At 63.1% G+C, this 22,154-nt stretch carries 16 protein-coding genes; 7 read left to right on the top strand and 9 right to left on the bottom strand.

Annotated elements, in window-relative coordinates; genetic code table 11:
- Window positions 1-16: 16 nt before the first annotated feature.
- Both NKI54_RS24915 and NKI54_RS24910 read right to left on the bottom strand, forming a co-directional pair.
- Window positions 17-607: a hypothetical protein gene (locus NKI54_RS24915; protein ID WP_352636918.1), complete on the bottom strand. Its 591-nt coding sequence runs from the start codon at window positions 605-607 to the stop codon at window positions 17-19.
- Between the two features lie 97 nt (window positions 608-704).
- Complete coding sequence (locus tag NKI54_RS24910) at window positions 705-1,310, bottom strand: TetR/AcrR family transcriptional regulator (protein ID WP_352636917.1); 606 nt, start codon at window positions 1,308-1,310, stop codon at window positions 705-707.
- Window positions 1,311-1,392: 82 nt separating this feature from the next.
- Here NKI54_RS24910 and NKI54_RS24905 point away from each other — a divergent pair, with 82 nt between their 5' ends.
- Both NKI54_RS24905 and NKI54_RS24900 read left to right on the top strand, forming a co-directional pair.
- Window positions 1,393-2,676, top strand: coding sequence for an MFS transporter (locus tag NKI54_RS24905; RefSeq protein WP_352636916.1), 1,284 nt, complete (start codon window positions 1,393-1,395; stop codon window positions 2,674-2,676).
- Window positions 2,677-2,955: 279 nt separating this feature from the next.
- Window positions 2,956-4,530: an alkaline phosphatase D family protein gene (locus NKI54_RS24900; RefSeq protein ID WP_023678132.1), complete on the top strand. Its 1,575-nt coding sequence runs from the start codon at window positions 2,956-2,958 to the stop codon at window positions 4,528-4,530.
- 46 nt (window positions 4,531-4,576) lie between these two features.
- Here the strand turns inward: NKI54_RS24900 and NKI54_RS24895 are convergent, their stop codons facing one another.
- Window positions 4,577-4,858 (bottom strand): hypothetical protein, encoded by a 282-nt coding sequence (locus NKI54_RS24895; RefSeq protein WP_352451242.1) that lies wholly within the window; start codon window positions 4,856-4,858, stop codon window positions 4,577-4,579.
- 198 nt (window positions 4,859-5,056) lie between these two features.
- Between NKI54_RS24895 and typA the strand changes: the two genes are divergently transcribed.
- Complete coding sequence (gene typA, locus NKI54_RS24890) at window positions 5,057-6,886, top strand: translational GTPase TypA (RefSeq protein ID WP_023678130.1); 1,830 nt, start codon at window positions 5,057-5,059, stop codon at window positions 6,884-6,886.
- A gap of 241 nt (window positions 6,887-7,127) precedes the next feature.
- Window positions 7,128-7,874 (top strand): M48 family metalloprotease, encoded by a 747-nt coding sequence (locus NKI54_RS24885; RefSeq protein ID WP_023678129.1) that lies wholly within the window; start codon window positions 7,128-7,130, stop codon window positions 7,872-7,874.
- A 110-nt stretch (window positions 7,875-7,984) separates the two neighbouring features.
- Here the strand turns inward: NKI54_RS24885 and NKI54_RS24880 are convergent, their stop codons facing one another.
- On the bottom strand, window positions 7,985-8,611 hold the full coding sequence (locus NKI54_RS24880) for a DUF1062 domain-containing protein (protein ID WP_352692607.1): 627 nt from the start codon (window positions 8,609-8,611) through the stop codon (window positions 7,985-7,987).
- 393 nt (window positions 8,612-9,004) lie between these two features.
- Here NKI54_RS24880 and NKI54_RS24875 point away from each other — a divergent pair, with 393 nt between their 5' ends.
- Window positions 9,005-9,619, top strand: coding sequence for a LysE family translocator (locus tag NKI54_RS24875; RefSeq protein WP_352623030.1), 615 nt, complete (start codon window positions 9,005-9,007; stop codon window positions 9,617-9,619).
- A gap of 9 nt (window positions 9,620-9,628) precedes the next feature.
- Here the strand turns inward: NKI54_RS24875 and NKI54_RS24870 are convergent, their stop codons facing one another.
- Window positions 9,629-9,952: a YciI family protein gene (locus NKI54_RS24870; protein ID WP_023678126.1), complete on the bottom strand. Its 324-nt coding sequence runs from the start codon at window positions 9,950-9,952 to the stop codon at window positions 9,629-9,631.
- A 136-nt stretch (window positions 9,953-10,088) separates the two neighbouring features.
- Complete coding sequence (locus tag NKI54_RS24865) at window positions 10,089-10,652, bottom strand: peroxidase-related enzyme (RefSeq protein ID WP_023678125.1); 564 nt, start codon at window positions 10,650-10,652, stop codon at window positions 10,089-10,091.
- Window positions 10,653-10,782: 130 nt separating this feature from the next.
- On the opposite strand from NKI54_RS24865, the gene NKI54_RS24860 reads away from it, so the two are divergent.
- Window positions 10,783-15,579 carry an NAD-glutamate dehydrogenase gene (locus NKI54_RS24860; protein WP_352594378.1) on the top strand — a complete coding sequence of 1,599 codons (4,797 nt, stop codon included), beginning with the start codon at window positions 10,783-10,785 and terminating at the stop codon, window positions 15,577-15,579.
- Between the two features lie 188 nt (window positions 15,580-15,767).
- On the top strand, window positions 15,768-17,144 hold the full coding sequence (locus NKI54_RS24855; RefSeq protein ID WP_023678123.1) for an MFS transporter: 1,377 nt from the start codon (window positions 15,768-15,770) through the stop codon (window positions 17,142-17,144).
- Between the two features lie 39 nt (window positions 17,145-17,183).
- On the opposite strand, the gene purH is transcribed toward NKI54_RS24855, so the two are convergent.
- From purH to NKI54_RS24840, 3 genes are all read right to left on the bottom strand, one after another.
- Window positions 17,184-18,800 (bottom strand): bifunctional phosphoribosylaminoimidazolecarboxamide formyltransferase/IMP cyclohydrolase, encoded by a 1,617-nt coding sequence (purH, locus tag NKI54_RS24850; RefSeq protein ID WP_023678122.1) that lies wholly within the window; start codon window positions 18,798-18,800, stop codon window positions 17,184-17,186.
- Window positions 18,801-18,884: 84 nt separating this feature from the next.
- Window positions 18,885-20,633 carry a heparinase II/III family protein gene (locus NKI54_RS24845; protein ID WP_023678121.1) on the bottom strand — a complete coding sequence of 583 codons (1,749 nt, stop codon included), beginning with the start codon at window positions 20,631-20,633 and terminating at the stop codon, window positions 18,885-18,887.
- A gap of 146 nt (window positions 20,634-20,779) precedes the next feature.
- Window positions 20,780-22,126, bottom strand: a complete 1,347-nt coding sequence (locus NKI54_RS24840) for an RsmB/NOP family class I SAM-dependent RNA methyltransferase (protein ID WP_352692619.1) — start codon at window positions 22,124-22,126, stop codon at window positions 20,780-20,782.
- Window positions 22,127-22,154 lie beyond the last annotated feature (28 nt).

Here is a 22,154-nt window from a genome sequence, read left to right as displayed (position 1 = left end):
TGTCGGGCGCAAATAATCAGTTGTCGACGCGGCCGAAAGCGGGCGCGTCGCCAAGCACCTCACGCTTGTCCTTGCCGCAGGCGAAGGTGCGTGCCTTCTCGTCGGCAAGCTTGCGCGCCTGATCGTTGGCGGCGGGATTGCCGGTGGCGAGCACAAGGCCGATCGCGCAGCCTTCGTGGGCGTCAGGCTGGGCAACCTTGGCGACGATCAGCACTTCCGTCGACTTGTTCTCGCCCTCGGTATCGCTGATCGAGCGACGATGAATGACGGCGAAGGGAATGGCAGTTTTGCCGTTGGTTTCGATCCGCCACTCGACCTTGGGTCCAGCCGAATTGATACCGGAAAAGCTTTCCCAGACCGTGGTCATGTCGCCAGGTGGAAAGCCGTAGAACAGCGATTCCCGCGCGTCGTCGTAGGAAACCAGCACAGGGTAGCCGCGATAGCCCGAACAGGCGAGATCGGCCCAGTCCCCGTCGCCTTCTTCCGCTTGGGCATAGGTGACGCAGTCCTTCTCCCAATCGAGATCGGTATAGACGCTGGATATGTCGCCGGCCCGGGCCGCCTGGCAGAAACCGGCGAGGGCAAGCGGGATCAGGAGAGCGCGCATGGCGGAACAACTCAGTTCGGGGGGCGCAGCGTACCGTCAAATTTAGCAGCAGCCTAGAGGAAGTCAGGCTGCGCACAGTGGTCTGGTAAACGGAACACTATTTCTTCAAGCTTGCCTCTATCAGAAGATCGGCGTTGCGGGCCACCGACTGCGCCGGCCCGCCGGCACCGAACAGCTGGCCGCTAATATAGGCGCCCTCGATCAGCAGCAGCAGCCCGTCGCCCAGCGTGTCGGCGTCGCCGGCGCCCATCGCCGCCGCCATGGCGCGCAAGCGGCGGCGCAATTCCTGCTTGTTGGCCTCGCTCACGACGCGGGCCGGATGGCCAGGTTCGGGATATTCGACCGCGGCATTGGTCATGCCGCAGCCGCGATAGTCGGGCTTTTGCGTGCGCTTGCCGACACGCGTCAGGAAAGCGACGATCTGCGCGCGCGGATCGCCGGGATGGGCATCCACCGCCTCGTCGAAACGCTCCCAGAATTCGAGGTCATAGTGCCGGAGGTAGGATGCGGCCAGCTCGTCCTTGGACGGAAAGCTGCGGTAGAGGCTGGGCTTGGTGACGCCGGCACGCCGCACGATCTCGTCGACGCCGATCGCCCTGATGCCTTGCCGGTAGAACAGGTCGCGCGCGACCTGGAGAATCCGTTCGGCGGCGCGAGGCGGCGGTGCGTCATTCGCCTTGATCGTTGGTTCAATGCTTTTCATGCCTGGTCTGCCGGTTAGCTGGTTGACAATGTTACCGGTCGGTACGTATGTTTCGCGCTCCTGCAACGTACCGGTCAGTAACATGATAGCTCAATCCCGCCCGTTTGGCCAGCGCTACGCTTTCGTCGTGGTCGCCGTCATCTTCCTCTGCCTGCTGATCGCAGCGGGCCTGCGTTCGGCGCCGGCAGTCATGATGCTGCCGCTGGAGAACAGTTTCGGCTGGCGGCGCGACGTGGTGTCGCTGGCGGCGGCCACCGGCATCTTCCTCTACGGCCTGACCGGGCCGTTTGCCGCGGCGCTGATGGAGCGGATCGGGCTGCGCCGCACCTTGCTTGCCGCGCTGCTGTTGATGTCGGGATCGACCGCGCTCAGCCTGTTGATGACCAAACCGTGGCATCTGCTCCTCACCTGGGGCGTGTTTTCCGGCGTCAGCTCGGGCGCCGTCGCCACCGTGCTCGGCGCGACCATCGTCAACCGCTGGTTCAAGACCAATCGCGGCCTGGTGATGGGACTGATGTCGGCGTCCAGTGCCACCGGGCTGCTGGTCTTCCTGCCGCTGCTCGCCTCGCTCGCCCAGTCGGGCGGCTGGAGGCCGATTGTCATCGCGGTCTCGGTTGCCACCGCCTGCCTGCTGCCGCTGGTCTGGCTGCTGGTGCCGGAGCGGCCGGCCTCCATCGGCATGGTGCGCTATGGCGCCGAGCTCGACGACGTGCCGCCGTCACCACCTGCCGCGCAAGGCAATTTCCTCGCGCATACGATGAGCACGCTGCGCCGCGCCGCCGGCACGCGCGTCTTTTGGTATCTGTTCGCCACTTTCTTCGTCTGCGGCTTCACCACCAACGGGTTGGTCGGCACTCACCTGATCGCCTTTTGCGGCGATATGGGCATTGGCGAAGTGCAGGCTGCAGGCCTGCTCTCGATGATGGGCATCTTCGATCTTATCGGCACGACGCTGTCGGGCTGGCTCACCGACCGTTTCGACCCGCGCAAGCTGCTCGGCGTCTATTACGGTATTCGCGGCCTGTCGCTGATCTATTTGCCCTATTCCGGCTTCTCGGCGACCAGCCTGATCATCTTCGCCGTGTTTTACGGACTGGACTGGATCGCCACGGTGCCGCCGACGCTCAGGCTTTCCAACGAGGCGTTCGGCGACCGCAGCGGGCCGATCGTCTTCGGCTGGATCGTCGCAGGCCATCAGGTTGGCGCCGCGACAGCGGCCTTCTTCGGCGGCACCATGCGCGAGCTGCAAGGCAATTACGAGCTTGCCTTCCTGATCGCCGGTATGACGGCAATAGCCGCCGCCTGCATCTCGCTGCTGATCAACACCAGCCGCCCGGCGTTCGACCCGGAACCGCAAGCGGCGTAGGGCGCGATCGGCCGTGCTAATCTCCCCCCTTGAGGGGGAGATGGCCGCGAAGCGGCCAGAGGGGGTCGGTCCGACTGGGCTCGGCCCCTTATCGCCGATGCAGGAGGCCGGCGCTCCGCGCGAGACGACCCCCTCTGTCGCCTTCGGCGACATCTCCCCCTCGAGGAGGGAGATTCGCCAGCCTGTTCACTGTTACGAAACCTTCATCGTTTCGAAATGTGCCTGAAACATTGAAGCTGGAGCTTGGCGGCGACGTTCAATGCCATCCAGGAGACAGCCATGAACAAGATTTCGATGACGCGGCGCGCTTTCGTCACGTCGGCCAGCGCCGTTGGCCTGGTCGGCGCCTCGGGCCTGGCGCTTCCCTATTACTCGCGCGCCAATCAGCGCCCGGCTTTCACCCATGGCATCCAGTCCGGCGACGTCGACGCCACCAGCGGCATGGTCTGGACACGCACCGACCGGCCGTCGCGCGTCATGTTCGAGGTGTCGCCGACCGAAAGCTTCACCAATGCCGTCCGCCTGGCGCCGCTCGATACCTCGCCGGCCAGCGATTATACGGTGAAGCGGCTGCTTACCGATCTCGCCTCCGACCAGGACATCTTCTACCGCATGGTCGCGGCCGATCTTGCCGACATCAACGCCGTTTCCGAGCCGGTCGTCGGCCGCTTCCGCACGGCACCTGCCTCGAAGCGCGACATTCGCTTTGCTTGGTCGGGCGACACCGCCGGCCAAGGCTGGGGCATCGACGAGACCGGCATGAAGACCTACGCCACCATTGCCAAGCACACGCCCGACTTCTTCCTGCATTCGGGCGATACGATCTATGCCGATGGTGCGATGAAGGACGAGGTCGACCTGCCCAACGGCGGCAAGTGGAAAAACAAAGTGCTGATCGACGAGAAGCGCAAGGTTGCCGAGACGCTGGACGAATACCGGGCGCAGTGGAAATACAACATGATGGACAGGCATGTGCTGGCGCTCAGCGCCATCTGTCCGACCTTCTATCAGTGGGATGACCACGAGGTGCTGAACAACTGGTCGGACTCGAAGGACCTGAGCGCCGACGATCGCTACACTGAAAAATCCATCCATGTGCTGACGGCACGTGCGGCGCGCGCCTTCCACGAAATGACGACGATCCGTTACGAGCCGTCGGAGCCCGGCCGCGTCTACCGCAAGATCGCCTATGGTCCGCTGCTCGACGTGTTCTTCCTCGACATGCGTTCCTACCGCGGCCCCAACGGTCCGGATATGCAGGAGACGATGACGCCGCAATCGCGCATCCTCGGTGAACAGCAGATCAAATGGCTGAAGCGTGAACTGGCGAATTCCAACGCAACCTGGAAAATCATCGCCGCCGACATGCCGCTCGGCCTCGTCGTCTGGAACGACGGCACCAAGAAGGTAGGGGCCGAGGCGGTCAGCAATGGCGACAATGGCCCGGCCAAAGGGCGTGAGCTGGAAATTGCCGACCTTCTTCGCTATATAAAGAATGCGGGTATCAGCAACACTGTCTGGCTCACCGCAGACGTGCATTACACAGCCGCGCATTACTACAATCCGGACAAGGCGCAGTTCCAGGACTTCAATCCGTTTTGGGAATTCGTTTCGGGTCCGATCCATTCCGGCACGTTCGGGCCTAATGGTTTCGATATGACATTCGGCCCGGAGCTGAAGTTCATAAAGGCACCAACTGCCGAACAGGGTCAAAACCTGGCGCCTTCGGCCGGCCTGCAGTTCTTCGGGCTCGTCGAAATCGATGGCGCCACCGAGCAGTTGACGGTGCGGCTGATGGATCGCGACGACAGCGAACTCTACAAGGTCACGCTCGATCCGGTGCGGTCGGCGTGAGCGACGGCGCCACTACCCTCGGGCCAGCCCGAGGGTAGGGCGTATATCAATCGGGATAGCAGACGACGGGAATGTTGGGCCAGACGGCGCTGTCGCATCCGGCATTTTGCTGCCGCTGCTTGAAGGCGGCGCTGACCGGCCCGGTCACCACCGGATCGACGCCATCGGGAGCATCGGCAAAAAGCTGCTCCGCCGACGGCTTGTCGGACGGCAAAGCAGACCGCGTCTCCTTGAACGACGCCGCCGACTGCGCCGCGCCGGCCGCGAGGAGGACGGCGAGCGCGGTACATGCCAAAATCGGCCGGAGTTTGATGCCTATCTCGATCATGAAATTCGAACTGTCCGGACCATGAAAGGTTCCGCCTTGGTTAATAATTCCACTTCACACCAAGACATTTAAGATTTGGTGACTTTATTTGGTGGCTCGCCTCCTCTTTCGCAATTGCGAAAAACCCTGTATGAGCCGCCCAACCGAAAGAGGCAGCGCCTTTTGGCCTGCTGCCTGCAACGCTCCCGAGACCGAAACATGAAAATCCGCAATATCGCGATCATCGCGCACGTCGACCATGGAAAAACCACCCTTGTCGACCAGCTTCTGAAACAGTCCGGCTCGTTCCGCGACAACCAGCGCGTCGCCGAGCGCGCCATGGATTCGAACGACCTCGAAAAGGAACGCGGCATCACCATCCTGGCCAAGGCGACCTCGGTCGACTGGAAGGACACCCGCATCAACATCGTCGACACGCCCGGCCACGCCGACTTCGGCGGCGAGGTCGAGCGCATTCTGTCGATGGTGGATTCGGCCATCGTGCTGGTCGACGCCGCCGAGGGGCCGATGCCGCAGACCAAATTCGTCGTCGGCAAGGCGCTCAAGGTTGGACTGAAGCCGATCGTCGTCATCAACAAGATCGACCGGCCCGATGCCCGTCACGTCGAAGTGGTCAACGAGGTGTTCGATCTTTTTGCAGCACTTGACGCCACCGACGAGCAGCTCGACTTCCCTATCCTTTATGGTTCAGGCCGCGACGGCTGGGTCTCGGAAAACCCCGAAGGTCCGAAGGACCAGGCTCTGGCGCCGCTGTTCGACCTCGTCATCAAGCACGTGCCGGCGCCGACCGTTCATCCCGGCCCGTTCCGCATGATCGGCACCATCCTGGAAGCCAATCCGTTCCTCGGCCGCATCATCACCGGCCGTATCGAATCCGGCACGCTGAAATCCAACCAGGCTGTCAAGGTGCTGCACCATGACGGCACCCAGGTCGAAACCGGCCGCATTTCGAAGATCCTCGCTTTCCGCGGGCTCGAGCGCCAGCCCATCGACGAGGCGCAGGCGGGCGACATCGTCGCTATTGCCGGCCTGTCGAAGGGCACCGTCGCCGACACCTTCTGCGACCCGTCGGTGACGGAACCGCTGCATGCGCAGCCGATCGATCCGCCGACCGTGACGATGTCGTTCCTGGTCAATGATTCGCCGCTGGCCGGCACCGAAGGCGACAAGGTGACCAGCCGCGTCATCCGCGACCGCCTGCTGCGCGAGGCCGAAGGCAATGTCGCGCTGAAGATCGAGGAATCGCCGGATAAGGATTCGTTCTTCGTCTCCGGCCGCGGCGAATTGCAGCTGGCCGTGCTGATCGAGACGATGCGCCGCGAAGGTTTTGAGATCGCCGTGTCGCGGCCGCGCGTTGTCATGCAGAAGGGCGACAGCGGCGAATTACTGGAGCCGGTCGAGGAAGTCGTCATCGACGTCGACGAGGAGCATGCCGGCGTCGTCGTGCAGAAGATGTCGGAGCGCAAGGCCGAGATGGTCGAGCTTCGCCCTTCGGGCGGCAATCGCCAGCGCATCGTCTTTCACGCACCGACGCGCGGATTGATCGGCTACCAGTCGGAACTGTTGACCGACACGCGCGGCACCGCTGTGATGAACCGGCTGTTCCATGCCTATGAACCTTACAAGGGTGAGCTGCCGGGCCGTACCAACGGCGTGCTGATCTCCAACGAACAGGGTGAATCGGTGGCGTACGCCATGTGGAACCTGGAAGACCGCGGCCCGATGGTCATCGACCCCGGCGTCAAGGTCTATCAGGGCATGATCATCGGCATCCATTCCAGGGACAACGACCTCGAAGTCAACGTGCTCAAGGGCAAGAAGCTGACCAACATCCGCGCCGCCGGCAAGGACGAGGCGGTGAAGCTGACACCGCCGATCCGCATGACGCTGGAACGCGCGCTGGCCTGGATCCAGGACGACGAGCTGGTCGAAGTGACGCCGAAGACCATCCGCCTGCGCAAGCTCTATCTCGATCCGAACGAGCGCAAGCGTTTTGAGAAGTCGGCGAAAGTGGTCGGCGCGGCGTAAGAGCTTTTATTCTGGGCGGAATGGAGGGGCGAAACACGCGTTCCTTCCCGCTGAGCGGACACGGCTTGTCGCCAGAAGGAATGTGGCGCCGGCCGCTCAGTGTCTCTTCAGAGGCTACAGCGGAGTCGTCGCAATACCATGATATTTTCGCTCTCTCCTTCTTTGTCACGGTAGTTTAGCTGTGGGTAAAGGCGGGGAAACGGGTGTGGGAAATGCCGTTCTGGCTTTCGTCCGGAGCCTTATGCAAGATGACATGCGGCGAAGGCTCGTTGCTCACAAGAATCTTGTTGGATTTGGCAATGCAGTATTGCCAGCGATCGAGCACGAACTTGCAAGGATCGATCTAGGCAAGGTTTCTCATCACGAAATCACAACGCTTGTGGCGGGCCTCGCTACTGCTCTGCACGATATCAACGAAGACGCATCCCGACGATATATGTCGGCTTCGCTCGCAAGACCGATAACTCCCCTCATGCGAGCTGCGCTCCGCAGCATCGTCCGCTTTACAATGGACGACTGGCGGCGGTCTTCGGTCGGCGGCATCATTGTTCTGGAGCATGGCAAGCTCGACAGTCGCTTTGAAGCCTCTCGGCACGTTGGCCGCTGGCTCGCAAATGTACCTGAAGCCGATCTGGTTGGCATTTCGCGAATCTACATAATCCCGGAACCTCCCGAGCCCGAATTCGCCGGTACCTACCTCCAGGCGGTATCGGTCATCGAGATTGTCTGGCGACGCCCGTCCGAGCACAGGATTGGGAACGTAGTTCGGAGATTCATGATCGAGAAAACGCTCTATCATGAGGTAGGACACCACGCGCTGCAGCATGTCGAATCTGGACAGGATCCTGATCAGGAACGGCAGGCAGACCGTTACGCATGGAAAATGATGCGCAAGGCACATCCCAATCTATCGATGCTTACTCTTCCCTTGCGATTCCTTGGCGCGTTTCAGCGAAGGAAAAATGCCAAGGATTTGGAAACAGCTTAGGATTGCGTTTCGGGAAATCGGCGAAAGTGGTCGGCGCGGCGCAAGTTTCTTTCTTGTAGTCTACAACAACGAGGGAAGGGAGCACTCGTGTGCTCCCTTCCCTCGTTGTTTCATCCGCCGGCAGCCGAGATGATGGCTTCCCGGTCGGGCTCGCCGACGAGATAGACGCGGATCGTCGTTCCCGTTCGAGCCGGCTTGCGCAAGGCTTTGCCCCCGTCCGGACCAATGACCAGCAATCGCTTCTCTTCCCAAACCTGTAGCCGCGATCGCGAGACACCGAGTTCGTTGGCGAGCAACCGGTCGAGCCGCAGCGTTGTCGGCATTTCGAGCCAGAGCTGAAGTTCGAGAGCGCTGGTATTTTCCGGCCTGTCCCCGAGCACCTGCTTATGAACGATGGCTTCAGGAAACGCCTCGACGCGCCCGATCCTGCTTCGCAATGCGGCAACATCGAAAGCATGGCGCCGCGCCAGGACCGGATCATTGCTTTCGAGCGCCTGCAATATTGCCGGTTCGATATCGCGGCGGCTTGAGCGCTCCAGAATGCCGAAATTCCAGGAATTGTCGCAGTCGATGCAGCGGTAGATCAACCAGGCGTCAATGCGCTTGCCGTTGGCATTGACCCGGAATTTGCCGCTGCAGCGATAGGCTTTCAGGCCGCCGCAGCGATTGCAGTTGAGGTGAGGTCGAGGTGCGGTCTTGGATGTGATCGCCCAGCGGATACGCAATATCGAAGGCATGCCGAAAAGCCCTTCCCGTCGGGAAGTTCGTCAGATCGGCGATATCGAGAACCCTTGCGGGCACGGCGTGGCGAGAGACTGCGGCAGTTGGAAATCAGGTGTCGCGGGTGGTTATGCGCGACAGCGGTTCAGCAGTGCCAAACCGGTCTCGAACCGCCACCCGAGGAACACATGATGTGAAAACAGGCATCGCGACTGCGACGCCCTGCTCTGTGTTGGGGGAGTTGACGAGACCGGCGGTTACGTAGGCAAAGTGAAGCTCGGAAAGGATTTCGGAACGACATCTCTAGCCGTGAGGTGCCTGGCCGACAAGCCTTCTTTCGGTAGACGCTACCGTCGCCGGAACAGTTGGGTTATGTTGAACGACCCAAACATGTCAAACGAGACCGCGTCATGCATTTCACGTCGCTGCTGATTTTTGCCGGCGCCCTGCTTGTTGCAGCCGGCTCGCCCGGCCCATCGATCGCCGCTCTTGTGGCGCGGGTCATCTCGAAAGGGTTTCGCGACGTGTTTCCGTTCCTGCTTGCGATGTGGATCGGCGAAGCGATCTGGCTGTCCCTGGCGGTGTTTGGCCTCGCCGTGGTGGCGCAGACGTTCCATTTTGCCTTTGTCGTCGTGAAATGGGTTGGCGTTGCTTATCTCGCCTGGCTGGCCTGGAAGATGTGGACGGCGCCGGTCGAGGCAAAAGAAGGTTCGCTGCCGCGCGAAGATTCGCCCGTCAAGCTGTTCTTTGCCGGCATGGCGGTGACGCTCGGCAACCCGAAGATCATGATGTTCTACCTGGCGCTGCTGCCGACCATCATCGACCTCGGTTCGGTCAGCATGATCGGCTGGGTCGAGCTGACCGCGACCATGGCCGTTGTCCTGGTCGCTATCGATTTGACCTGGGTGCTCGCCGCATCACAGGCGCGCAAGCTGCTCAAAAGCAAGCGGGCGATGAAGATCGCCAACCGCGTCAGCGCCGGAACCATGGCCGGCGCTGCGGCGGCTATCGCGGCGCGGTCCTGAGCCGGCGCGTCAACCCATTTCGATTATCGGCGCAATCTCGACGCTGAAACCCGGGTCCGTCAGGATAGGACAATCCTTGGCTTTGCCGACGGCATCGTCGATGTCTTTCGCTTCGATGATGGTGTAACCGGCGGTCGGATTGCTACCGCCATTGTTCTCGACCTTGCCGCCGGGCAGCAGGGTCTTCGACATGCCGACTGGATTGCCACCGTCGACCACGGCTGAGCCAAGCTTGCCGTACCAGCCGTTCCAGGCATCCATCGCTGCCTTCCGTTCGGCCTCCTCGGTCGGCATCTTGCCCGAGCCGTGATAGACGTAGAGAAATTTCGCCATGTTCTCCTCCTTTGATCGGCGGCATCGAACCGGCATGCGGTCATGCCGCATGCCGATCATCGGACCAAACCGGCAAACAAGCAACGAGAATGCGAAGTAGCTAATATAATGTGTGGTTGGCTCGCAACGGCGGTGCCTATCGCGCCATCGCATGGTATTCATCGTTCGGCCGCATGTCGATTGCCGATGCCAGCCGGTTCGACATGTTGAAGAACGCCGCGGTCGAGGCGACGTCCCAGATGTCGCGGTCGGAAAAGCCGACTTGCCGCAGCGCCGCCCGGTCCGCTTCGACGATCTTTGCCGGCTGCCCGGTCAGCTTCACCGCGAATTCGAGCATGGCGCGTTGCCTGTCCGACAGCTCGGCGGCGCGAAAATTCATCACCATCATCTCGCCGAAGGCCGGGTCGCCGGAAAGCTGGCGCACCGCCGCGCCATGCGCGACCAGGCAATAGTAGCAATGGTTGATCGACGAGACGGCCACCGCGATCATCTCGCGCTCGAGTTTCGACAGGCCGGATTCACCCAGCATCAAATCATTGTACATGTCGGTGAAAGCGCGCAGCTTCTTCTCGTCGAAGGCATAGGCGAGCAGCACATTGGGAACGAGGCCGAGCTTCTCCCGGCACTTGGCGAAATAGGCCTTGGTCGCGTCGCTCAGCTCCGCCGGTGCCAGGTCAAGCGCGGTAATTTTCTCCGTCATGGCGGATTTCTCCTCGTTTTCGCCAGGCTGCCGGTGAATTTCGACATTTCGTCGCAAGCCGTCAAACCTTTGTCGCCAAATACCCGTCATCTGTTAGCATAGCCGCAAAAACATGTGACGGGAGGGACTCATGGCCAGCGTAAAGTCAGCGAGCCGGTTGAAAAAAGCCGGCGTGACGAGGGGTGAAGCCGCGGGTGGCGAAAAGCCCGGCAGGCTTGCCGACTACTTGCTGGCCCGAGCTCCGGCCGAAGATGTCGCCGCCTACGACGTCATCGATCTCGAACGCGCTGCCGAACTCGCCGGCCGCGCAGTGGCCAGGCACAAGAAGGACGACTGCGTCGTTGCTATAGACGTTGATTCCGGTGTCGTCCGCCAGCGCCGGCCGATGACGGTGATCACCGTCGTCAACGACAACATGCCGTTCCTGTTCGATTCCGTCCTCGGCGAGATTACAGAAAGCGCCGGCGAGCCGCTGCTGGTTACCCATCCGGTCATAGTCGTCAGGCACGGCAAGAACGGCGTCGAGGAAATCCTCGGCGATGGCGGTTATGCCAAGGGCGACCACAGCCATGACCGACTGAGCGTCATCCATGTCCATATCGGCCGCCTTTCGGCCGAGCAGGCCGAAGGCCTGGCCGCACGCCTGACGAAGCTGCTCGGCCAGGTGCGAGCCGCCGTCACCGACTGGAAGCCGATGCTTGCCCGCCTCGACCAGGCGATCTCGGAATTCCGCTACTCGCCAGTGCCGCTCGACAAGGCCCATGTCACCGAGGCGATCGCCTTCCTCGAATGGCTGCGCGACGACAATTTCACCTTTCTCGGCATGCGCGAATTCAACTACACCGGCGGCGAGACGAGCGGCATGCTCGAGCGCGCCGAAAAGCCCGGCCTCGGCATCCTTTCCGATCCCGACGTGCTGGTGCTCAGGCGCGGCACCGAAGCGGTGAGCACGACGCCGGAAATCCGTGCCTTCCTGCATGGGCCGGAACCGCTGATCGTCACCAAGGCCAACGCCAAGTCATCGGTGCACCGCCGCATCTACCTCGACTACATTGGCGTCAAGACCTACACCGGCAAAGGCGTGCTTTCAGGCGAGCTCCGTATCGTCGGCCTGTTCACCTCGACTGCCTATACGCGCTCGGTGATGAAGATCCCCTACCTGCGCTCGAAGGCGGAAACCGTCATTGCCAAATCCGGCTTCAATCCAAGCGACCATTCCGGCAAAGCTTTGATCAACGTGCTGGAGAGCTATCCGCGCGACGAGCTGTTCCAGGTTCCGGTGCCGATCCTGCGCAAGCATGCCGAAGCCATACTGGGCTTGATCGAGCGACCGCGCGTCAGGGCATTGGTGCGTGTCGACCAGTTCGACCGCTTCGTCTCCGTGCTCGTCTTCGTGCCGCGCGACCGCTACGACAGCGTCGTGCGCGAGAAGATCGGCACCTATCTGAAGACCGTCTTCGAAGGCCGGCTGTCGGCCTATTATCCGGCCTTCCCGGAAGGCGGGCTGGCGCGCGTCCATTTCATCATCGGCCGCTCCGGCGGCAAGACGCCGAAGGTCGAGCAGGCGACGATCGAGGCGGCGATCCGCGACATCGTACGGACCTGGGACGATGCACTGCGCGAGACCGCGACAGAGACCGGCGCCGATGCGAGACTCACGGCCATCGCCTCGCGTTTTTCGGAAAGTTATCGCGACAGTTTTCCGCCGGCCGTGGCGCTTGCCGACGCCAGGCGCATCGCCAAGCTCGATGCGTCAAATCCGATCGCCATCGACTATTACCGTCACACCGTCCAGAAGCCGCATCAGGCGGCGCTGAAGATCTATCACCATGGCAGCCCGGTGGCGCTGTCGCGGCGCGTGCCCGTGCTGGAAAACATCGGTTTCCGCGTCATCAGCGAGCGCACTTTCGAGGTCGGCGACATTCAATCCGGCATGGTCTTCATCCACGACATGGAACTCGAGAACAGCTACGGCAGGCCGATCGACCTCGGCAATGGCGGCGCGCTGTTCGAGGATGCGTTCCTTTCCGTCTGGCGCGGCGATGTCGACAATGACGGCTATAACGGCCTTGCCCAGACCGCCGGCCTGTGGTCGGGCGAGATCACCGTCCTGCGCGCCTATGGCCGCTATCTGCAGCAGGCCGGCATCCCGCAGAGCCAGGATTTCATCGCCGCCGCACTCAACCGTTATCCCGAGATCGCCCGCGGCCTGCATGCGCTGTTTGTCGCCCGCCTCAGCCCGACGGCCGAGACGGAAGGCGTCGTTCAGGCCAAACATCTGAAAGCCAAGATCACGGATGCGCTGGAAGACGTTCCCAACATTGACGACGACACCATCATCCGCCGTTATCTGAACCTGATCGAAGCCTCGCTGCGCACCAATCATTTCGTTTCCGATACGAAACAGAAAGGCCAATCGCTGGCGATCAAGCTCGATTCGCAATCGGTCGACGGGCTGCCGGCGCCGCGGCCATGGCGGGAGATCTTCGTCTACGGCTCCGAGGTCGAGGGTGTGCATCTGCGCTTCGGCCCGGTCGCGCGTGGCGGCCTGCGCTGGTCGGACCGTGCGCAGGACTATCGCACCGAGGTGCTCGGCCTGGTCAAGGCACAGCAGGTCAAGAATGCGGTGATCGTGCCGGTTGGCGCCAAGGGCGGCTTCTACCCGAAAAAGCTGCCGATGAGCGCCGGGCGCGACGCAATTTTCGAGGCCGGCACGGCCGCCTACAAGAATTACGTTTCCAGCCTGTTGTCGATCACCGACAATATCGGGCTGGACGGCGTCATCCCGCCAGCCGGCGTCGTGCGGCGCGATCAGGATGATCCGTATTTCGTCGTCGCCGCGGACAAGGGCACGGCGACCTTCTCGGACATCGCCAACGCCATCAGCGAAAGGCACGGCTTCTGGCTCGACGACGCTTTCGCCAGCGGCGGTTCGGCCGGCTACGACCACAAGAAGATGGGCATCACCGCCAAGGGCGCCTGGGAAGCGGTCAAGCGGCATTTCCGCGAGATGAACCGCGACATCCAAACCACGCCGTTCACCGCCATCGGCGTTGGCGACATGTCAGGTGACGTGTTCGGCAACGGCATGCTGCTGTCGGAGCAGACCCGGCTGATCGCCGCCTTCGATCATCGCGACATCTTCATCGATCCCGATCCCGACATGGCGGCTTCGATGGCCGAGCGCCGGCGTATGTTCGCTCTCGCCCGCTCAAGCTGGCAGGATTACGACAAGACGAAGCTGTCCGAAGGCGGCATCATCGTCTCGCGCAGCCAGAAGTCGATCACCTTGCCGGCCGCCGCGGCTGCAGCTATCGGCCTCGGCAAGACAACGGCCACGCCGGTCGAGATCATGAGTGCCATCCTCAAGGCGCCGGCAGATCTTTTGTGGTTCGGCGGCATCGGCACCTATGTCAGGGCATCGGGCGAGACCAACCAGGACGTCGGCGACCGTGCCAATGACGCGATCCGCATCACCGCGCTCGACCTGCGTGCCAAGGTCATCGGTGAAGGCGCCAATCTCGGCGTCACGCAGCGGGCGCGCATCGAATTCGGATTGAATGGCGGCCGCTGCAACTCAGATGCGATCGACAATTCGGGCGGCGTGAACTGCTCAGACGTCGAGGTCAACATCAAGATCGCGCTGGCTTCCGCCATGCGAAAGGGATCGCTGACGCGGCCGTCGCGCAACAAATTGCTGGCCGAGATGACCGACGAGGTCAGCGCCCTGGTGCTGTCCAACAATTACCAGCAGACGCTGGCGCTGTCCCTTGCTCGCAAGCGCGGCCTTGCCGACATTGCCCATCAGAGCCGCTTCATGGAGGCGCTCGAGGCGCGCGGGCTGCTCGACCGTGCCGTCGAGACGCTGCCGTCGCCGGCGGCTGTTGCCGAGCGCGAAGCGCGCGGCGAGCCGCTCACCCGGGCCGAGCTCGGCGTGCTGCTTGCCTATGCCAAGATCGTGCTGTTTTCCGATATCGTCGCCAGCGACGTGCCGGACGATCCGCATTTCGACCGCGACCTGATGGGTTACTTTCCCGACGGCATGGCAAAGAAATATGCGGCGGAAATCCACGGCCATCGCCTGCGCCGCGAGATCATCGCCCGTGTCGTCGCCAATGATCTGGTCAATCGCGGCGGCCCGTCCTTCGTCAACAGGCTGCAGGAAGCGACCGGGCGCAGTGCCGCCGATGTCGTGCGCACCTTCGCCGTGGTGCGGGATGGCTTTGCACTGCCGGCGCTCTATCGCCAGATCGACGCGCTCGACAACCAGATCGACGGACAGATCCAGCTCGACCTCTATCAGGCGGTCAGCCGGCTGATCTATGTGACCAGCGGCTGGTACCTGAAGAACGATGCCGACACTGCACTGCTCGGGCAGCGGATTGCCGAGTTGCAGGATGCGCGCAAGGCGCTGGAGCCGAAGCTCGTTTCGCTGCTGCCGGCCTTCTCGCGCGAGCGGATCGAGGAGCGGCGGCACAGCCTGTCGAAGGGCGGCGCGCCCGAGAGCCTTGCCGAGCAACTGGCGTTGACCGATGTGGCGGAACTCATCCCCGACATAGCGCTGACGGCGCGGACGGCAAATGCCGGCATCGTCGCTGCCGCCAAGGCGTTTTTTGCAGTCAGCGATGTCTTCCGCATCCCGCGCGTCGAAGATGCGGCGCGCTCGATCACGCCCTCGGATTATTACGATCAACTGGCGCTTTCCCGCGCCACCGACACGATCGGCGCGGCCAGGCGCGGCATCGCGGTGGCGGCGCTGACCGGCCATGCCGAGGCGGCGGATCCGGTGACGGCATGGTTGGAGGCCGGCGGCGAACGGGTCGGACGCATCCGCGAGCGGTTGCAGGCTCTGACCGAGGGCGGCGACATCACCGTGTCGCGGCTGTCGGTGGCATCCGGCCTGATGAGTGATCTGACGCAGCTGTGAGACGTCTTCCATATCGCGCGGGATTGCCGGCAAGAACCGCGCTATAGAGCAAACGGCGCGCTGCTTTGGGGGGCGCCGGACCATGATCCCAAAAAGTGACGATCGGCTTTTGGACAAGATCGTGCTCAACAAGAAGACGGAGCATCATTCCGATTCGATCGGCATGGAGCAAGCTCCAGCGGAGGGACATGGCTGAGATGGCAGTGCAGCGGGCATCGGGACGCGGCATCTGGGGATGGATGCTGTTCGACTGGGCGGCACAGCCGTTTTTCACGGTCGTTACCACCTTCATCTTCGGTCCTTATTTCGTCTCGCGTATGGCCAGCAATCCGGAGACCGGGCAAGCGGCCTGGGGCTACGGCATTGCCGCCGCCGGCCTCGTCATTGCCGTTTTGTCGCCGGTCCTCGGCTCGATCGCCGATCAGACCGGACCACGCAAACCGTGGATAGCCTTCTTCGCCGCGGTCAAGATCACCTGCCTCACCCTGCTGTGGTTTGCCGCGCCCGGCTCTGATCTTTTTCTGGTCGTGGCGTTGTTCTCGCTGGCGTCGGTCGCGGCGGAATTCTCGACCGTGTTCAATGATTCGATGATGCCCCGCCTGGTGCCGAAGAGCGACATCGGCAGGATCTCGAACATGGCCTGGGGACTCGGCTATCTCGGCGGCATGATCGCACTGATCTTCGTCGTTACCGTCATGGCCGGCTCGCCTGAAACCGGCAAGACCGTCGTTGGGCTCGACCCGATCTTCGGCCTCGACCCCAGGCTCGGCGAGGACGCGCGCGCTACCGGGCCGTTGTCGGCGGGCTGGTATTTCCTGTTCATCCTGCCGATGTTCTTCTTCACGCCTGATGCGATCAAAGGCATTCCAATCGGGCCGGCGGTGCGCGAAGGCCTGTCGGAACTGAAGTCGACGCTGGCCGAAGTGCGCAAGCGCAGCGGCATTTTTCGCTTTCTCGTCGCCCGTATGATCTATCAGGACGGCGTCAATGCACTGCTGGCGCTGGGCGGAACGTTTGCGGCGGCAATGTTCCATTGGTCGATTACCGAGATCGGCCTGTTCGGCATCATCCTCAACGTCGTTGCCATCGTCGGCTGCCTGGTTGCCGCACGCCTCGACACAGCGCTGGGTTCCAAGACCATAGTGATGATTTCGCTGGTCATGCTGAGCATTGCCACGATCGGCATCGTTTCGACCGGACCGGGCTATACGCTGTTCGGCGCCTGGGTGATGCCCGGACTGGATGGTGGCGGATTGTTCGGCACGGCGGCGGAAAAAGCCTACATTTTCTACGGCCTGCTGATCGGGCTTGCTTTCGGCCCGGTGCAGGCATCGTCGCGCTCCTACATGGCGCGCAGCGTCTCCGCTGCCGAATCGGGCCGCTATTTCGGCATCTATGCGCTGGCCGGCCGGGCAACCAGTTTTGCCGCACCCTTCATGGTGGCCACGATCACCCTGGCCAGCGGCTCGGCGCGGCTCGGCATGGCGGCGATCGTGCTGTTCCTTGGCGCCGGCATGGCGATCCTGATCGGCACGCCCTATCCGGCAGATCGGCCGGCGGAGTGAGCTGCTCTTGCCTTCTCCCACAGCGGGAGGGTAACGCGTTCAATGCCGGAAATGCCTCACTCCGGTGAAGACCATGGCAATGCCGTGAGCGTCGGCGGCGGCGATGACATCGTCGTCGCGCATCGAGCCGCCGGGCTGGATGACGGCGGTGGCGCCGGCTTCGATTGCCGACAAAAGCCCGTCCGCGAACGGGAAAAAGGCATCCGAGGCGACGACCGAGCCCCTGGTCAAAGGCTCCGTCAGGCCGGCAGCCTCGGCCGCGTCGAGCGCCTTGCGCGCCGCGATGCGCGAGGAATCGACCCGGCTCATCTGGCCGGCGCCGATGCCGACTGTAGCGCCATCCCTGGCATAGACGATGGCGTTCGACTTGACGTGCTTTGCCACGCGAAAAGCGAATTTCAGATCGGCCAATTCGGCCGGCGTCGGAGCGCGCCTGGTCACCACTTTCAGCTCGAGGTCATCCACCACCGCGTTGTCGCGGCCCTGGACCAGCAAACCGCCGGCAACCGATTTCAAGCCAAGGCCCGCCGCGCGCGGGTCGGGCAGGCCGCCGGTGACCAGCAGGCGTAGGTTCTTCTTGGCGGCAATGATGCGGACTGCTTCTTCGGACGCCTCCGGTGCGATGATCACTTCGGTAAAGGTCTTGACGATCTCTTCGGCGGTTCCGGCATCGAGGATGCGGTTCATGGCGACGATGCCGCCGAAGGCCGAGACCGGGTCGCAGGCCAGCGCCTTGGCATAGGCCGCCTGCAGCGAAGCGTCCTCAGCGACGCCGCACGGGTTGGCGTGCTTGATGATGGCAATTGCTGCGGAGCGCGACGGGTCGAACTCGCCGACCAGCTCGAAGGCAGCGTCGGTGTCGTTGATGTTGTTGTAGGAAAGCTGCTTGCCCTGAAGCTGGCGCGCCGTGGCGACGCCCGGCCGCCTGTCGCCGTTGACATAGAAGCCGGCGCCCTGATGCGGGTTTTCGCCATAGCGCATCACCGACTGCAGCTTGCCGCCGAAGGCGCGCCATGTCGGATGCTCGATCTCAAGCGCCTCGGCGAACCATCCCGAGATCGCCGCATCGTAGGTGGCGGTGCGGGCAAAGGCCTTGGCTGCCAGCTTCTTGCGGAAATCCAGCGACAACGACCCGAAATTCATCTCCAGCGCGTTGAGCACCGAGGCATAGTCATCGGGATCGGTGACGATGCCGACATAGGCGTGGTTCTTGGCCGAGGCACGGATCATCGCCGGGCCGCCGATGTCGATGTTCTCGACGATCGCCGCGTAGTCGGCGCCGGAGCGACGCACCTCTTCGAACGGATAGAGATTGGAGACGACGAGATCGATCGGCTCGATGCCGTGGTCGCGCATCGCTGCGGCGTGCTCGGGATCGTCGCGCACGCCAAGCAGTGCGCCATGCACCGACGGGTGCAGCGTCTTAACGCGGCCGTCCATGATCTCGGGAAAGCCGGTGAGCTCGGACACGTCGCGCACCGCCATGCCCGCCTCGGCAAGGGCCCTTGCGGTGCCGCCGGTCGAGACTAGCTCGACGCCGGCCGAAGCCAGCGCCCTGGCGAAATCGATCAGGCCGGTCTTATCAAAGACGGAAAGGAGCGCGCGACGGATGGGTACAAGGTCGGGCGCGGGAATGTTCTTGGCGGCGACGGCCATGGGCTGGCGGCCTTTCCAGTTCTGGTTGGAGAGCGTCCGCGGGCCGTAGCATATGAGGCCCGGAAATCAAGCCGCAAGACTTGATCAGTGTCTGCCGTTGCCACCGGCTTCAGCTTTTTCCGGACGGCCGGCGATGATGGTGCGCGTCAATTGCCAGTGGACCTCGGCAATTTCCGAGGCCTTGAACGCAAGCACGATCTGGCGGCTGCGGCGCGGGCCGCCAAGCCCTGCGAAATAGATCGATTCCTCGACCTCTGGCACCACTTCGGTAGAGGTAAACACCCAGGTGTCGGCATGGTCGGCGGCCAGCACCAGACGGTCATGCTCATCCTGGAGCAGGCTTATATCGGGATGGACATGGAAACGCACCGTGACGAAGTCACGTCCATTGTTGCGGATAGAAGCGCCGCCCGGGCGCAGGAAACGGTCCCTGCCGGCAAACACATTGCCTTCGGTCGATAATTTCAGCTCGCGCTCATGCAGGAAGCCGAAGCGCGCCACATAGCCGTCATGGCGGGCGATGAAGCCCTGGCTGCCCTTCTGGTCGGTGCGCTTGCAAGGTACATGCTGCGGTCCGCCGATCAAAGGCGTGCCGAGCAGGTCGTTGACGCGCAAGGAGTGATTGAAGCGCGCCGACGACGTGTCGTTGATGGTGGCGGTCGAGTGGGCGGCGGTGGCGCGGGCAAGCGGCCGGAACTCGGCGGCGCCATAAGTATCTATTCCGGCGTTGACGATATAGTGCTGGCGGCCCGACGACAATTCGAAGGCGAGGCATCCGGCGTGAGCGGCATTGGATACGTCGACGGGGGGCGGCGGGCCGGTATCGGCGATCACAGTGACACCGCCCATCGACAGGCGCTCATAACCCGAATGCGGCGCGTGCAGCAACGGTGCGCCGGCGGTGTCGTCGTGATGCAGGATGCTGGCGATACGGTCGTGAATGGTGGCGCCCATGCCGTTGAAGCGGGCAAGGCTGCCGTCCTGATGGCGAAAGAAGCGCAGTGCCGGCAGCATCCGGTCGATGGCGCCGATCAGGGCGGCCGGCGGCGTCTCGGCCTGATTGGCGTATGTCTGGCGCAACGGCAGAAGGTCGGCGAGGATTTCAAGCACGGTCATCGGATTACGCGAGATATGGCCGCCGTCAGGCAGGATCTGGCGGTCGAGCTCCTCGGCGAGATTGCGGGTAGCACCGCGTAGCGCCGAGGCCGGCGCCGGCAGCGACAAAGCGGCAAAGGCCAGCGCAATGCGGGCGCGCAGCCTGTCCTTGCCGTCCGGCATCTCGCGCACCATGGCGCGCAGATAGCGGATCTGGACGGCGAGCGATTTCAAGAACGCGCGGTAGAACGGAAATTCGGCGCCCTGCAACACGATCGAGGAATGCTGCAGCCAGGCAATGACACGCTTGGCCGTCGTGCCGGGCTCCCAGGCGACGCCGGAAATATGGCTGCCATGGATTGCAATCCAGTCGGAAACCAACGCCCGCGCGTTGGCGGCGGCGAGCTCGGTACCGGCGGCACGCATATGGCGCAGCCAGCGAAAGCCATGCAGCGTTTTTTGCCAGCCGGGATTGGGCACGTCGATCTGGAAGGGCGATTTGCCGCCGGTCTCGACCAGATGCCCCGAAAGCGGATAGCGGCCGTAATAGATCTCGAGCGCGATCTGAGGATCGGCGAGCCGCAGGTCCGGTGGGGCGATCAGGACGCGCTCCGGCGTGCGGCCTGAGTAGCGCCAGCGATAGAGTGGCCCGGCGCGCAAGCGCCGGCGCGTCTTGCGCCAGAACTCCCTCGCGACAAGCGTCCAAAGACGCGTCGTGTTACCGGCAGCGATTGCCAAAACCCCTCCTGATCGTCCTCACCCAAGCACAAGTTTATATGATTCAAGAACTTGTGCGAAGGCGAATTCCGCGGCAGTGGGGCCGTTCAGCCTGTTTTCCATGCCTCCTCGCCCCATGAAGCCGGACGGCGCTTCAAGATCGGCCCTTAGCCGGCTCTGCGCATGCGGGCGGCGAAGAAGCCGTCCAGCCCGGAGCGGCCCGGCGAGCCTAGCTCCAGATCGGCAGGCGTGGTGCGCAACGTGCCTTGCGGCGTCAGAAACGGGTCGATGCCGGCGATCTCACCCGGCCGAAGCGGGTCGTCGACAATCTCCGCATTGCCGGCGAGAAAGTCGCGATAGAGCTCTTCGCCTTCCAGCGGATCGAGCGAACAGTTGGAAAAGACGATGCGTCCACCAGGCTTGACCAGGGTGACGGCGCGGGCAAGCAGCCGGCGTTGCAGGTCGGCCAGTTTTTCGACGTCGGCCGCCGTCTTCGTCCAGGGAACGTCGGGATGCCGCCGCACCGTGCCGGTCGAAGAGCATGGTGGGTCGAGGAGGACGGCGTCGAAGAGGTCCTTCGGCTCGTATTTGAGCAGATCGGCCTGGACGATCTCGGCGGCCAGACCGAGCCGTTCGAGGTTCTGCGTCAGCCGTGCCAGCCGCGTTTTGGACATGTCGAGCGCGGTGACGTGGGCGCCGGCGAGGATCAGCTGGGCGGTCTTGCCGCCCGGCGCGGCACAGAGGTCGGCGATTCGCAAACCATTGATGTCGCCGAACAGCCGGGCCGGCAGGCTGGCCGCTGCATCCTGAACCCACCAGGCGCCTTCCCCAAAGCCGGGCAGTTCGGTCACGGAAGCGCTGAGCTTTTCCACCCGCACCGTGCCGGTCGGCAAGACAAAGCCGCCGAGCCGTTCGGCCCACAGCGCCGGGTCCGACTTGACCGAGAAATCGACCGGTGCCTCATGGCGATGGGCGAGCAGTATCTGCCTGGCCTTGTCGAGGCCGTAGACCGTTTTCAAACGGTCGGAAAACCATTTTGGCGCCTCGTCGGTAGCGGCAAGTGCTGCCGCGAGCTCGTCCTGCTTGGCCCGCGCCAGCGTGCGCAGCACGCCGTTGACGAGGCCGGAAAAGCGCGCCGTGCGCGGATCGGACTTGGCGTGTGTCACGGCGAGGTCGACGGCGGCGCTGTCGGGAACATCGAGGAACAGGATCTGCGCTGCCGCCACATGCAAAATGTGCGAAAGCGCCGTGGCGTTGGGCGGCAGCGGCTTTTCCAGGCGACGGGCCAAAAGGCCTGATATGGTCATGCGGTAGCGCAGGGCGGTGACCAGAATGGCGCGCACCAAGGCGCGGTCGCGCAGGTCGAGCGCCTTGTATTGTGGATGGCCGTTTTCATGGTCGGTCAGCCCGTCGAGCGGCGTTTTCGCGTCAATGACGGCGGCAAGCAGGCGCGCAGCTGCCTTTCGCGGGGGGGGGGCCGCGCAGGGCCCGCCCCGGGCATAATTTTGTAGCAGGACCCGGAATAAAGTGCCGGGCGGGGGG

Origin of the sequence: Mesorhizobium sp. M0663 (assembly GCF_040320585.1) — a bacterium.
In the GTDB taxonomy this organism is placed as follows: Bacteria; Pseudomonadota; Alphaproteobacteria; order Rhizobiales; family Rhizobiaceae; genus Mesorhizobium.
The sequence above is the reverse complement of the archived record's forward strand: the minus strand, read 5'-3'. Positions and strand labels throughout refer to the sequence as shown.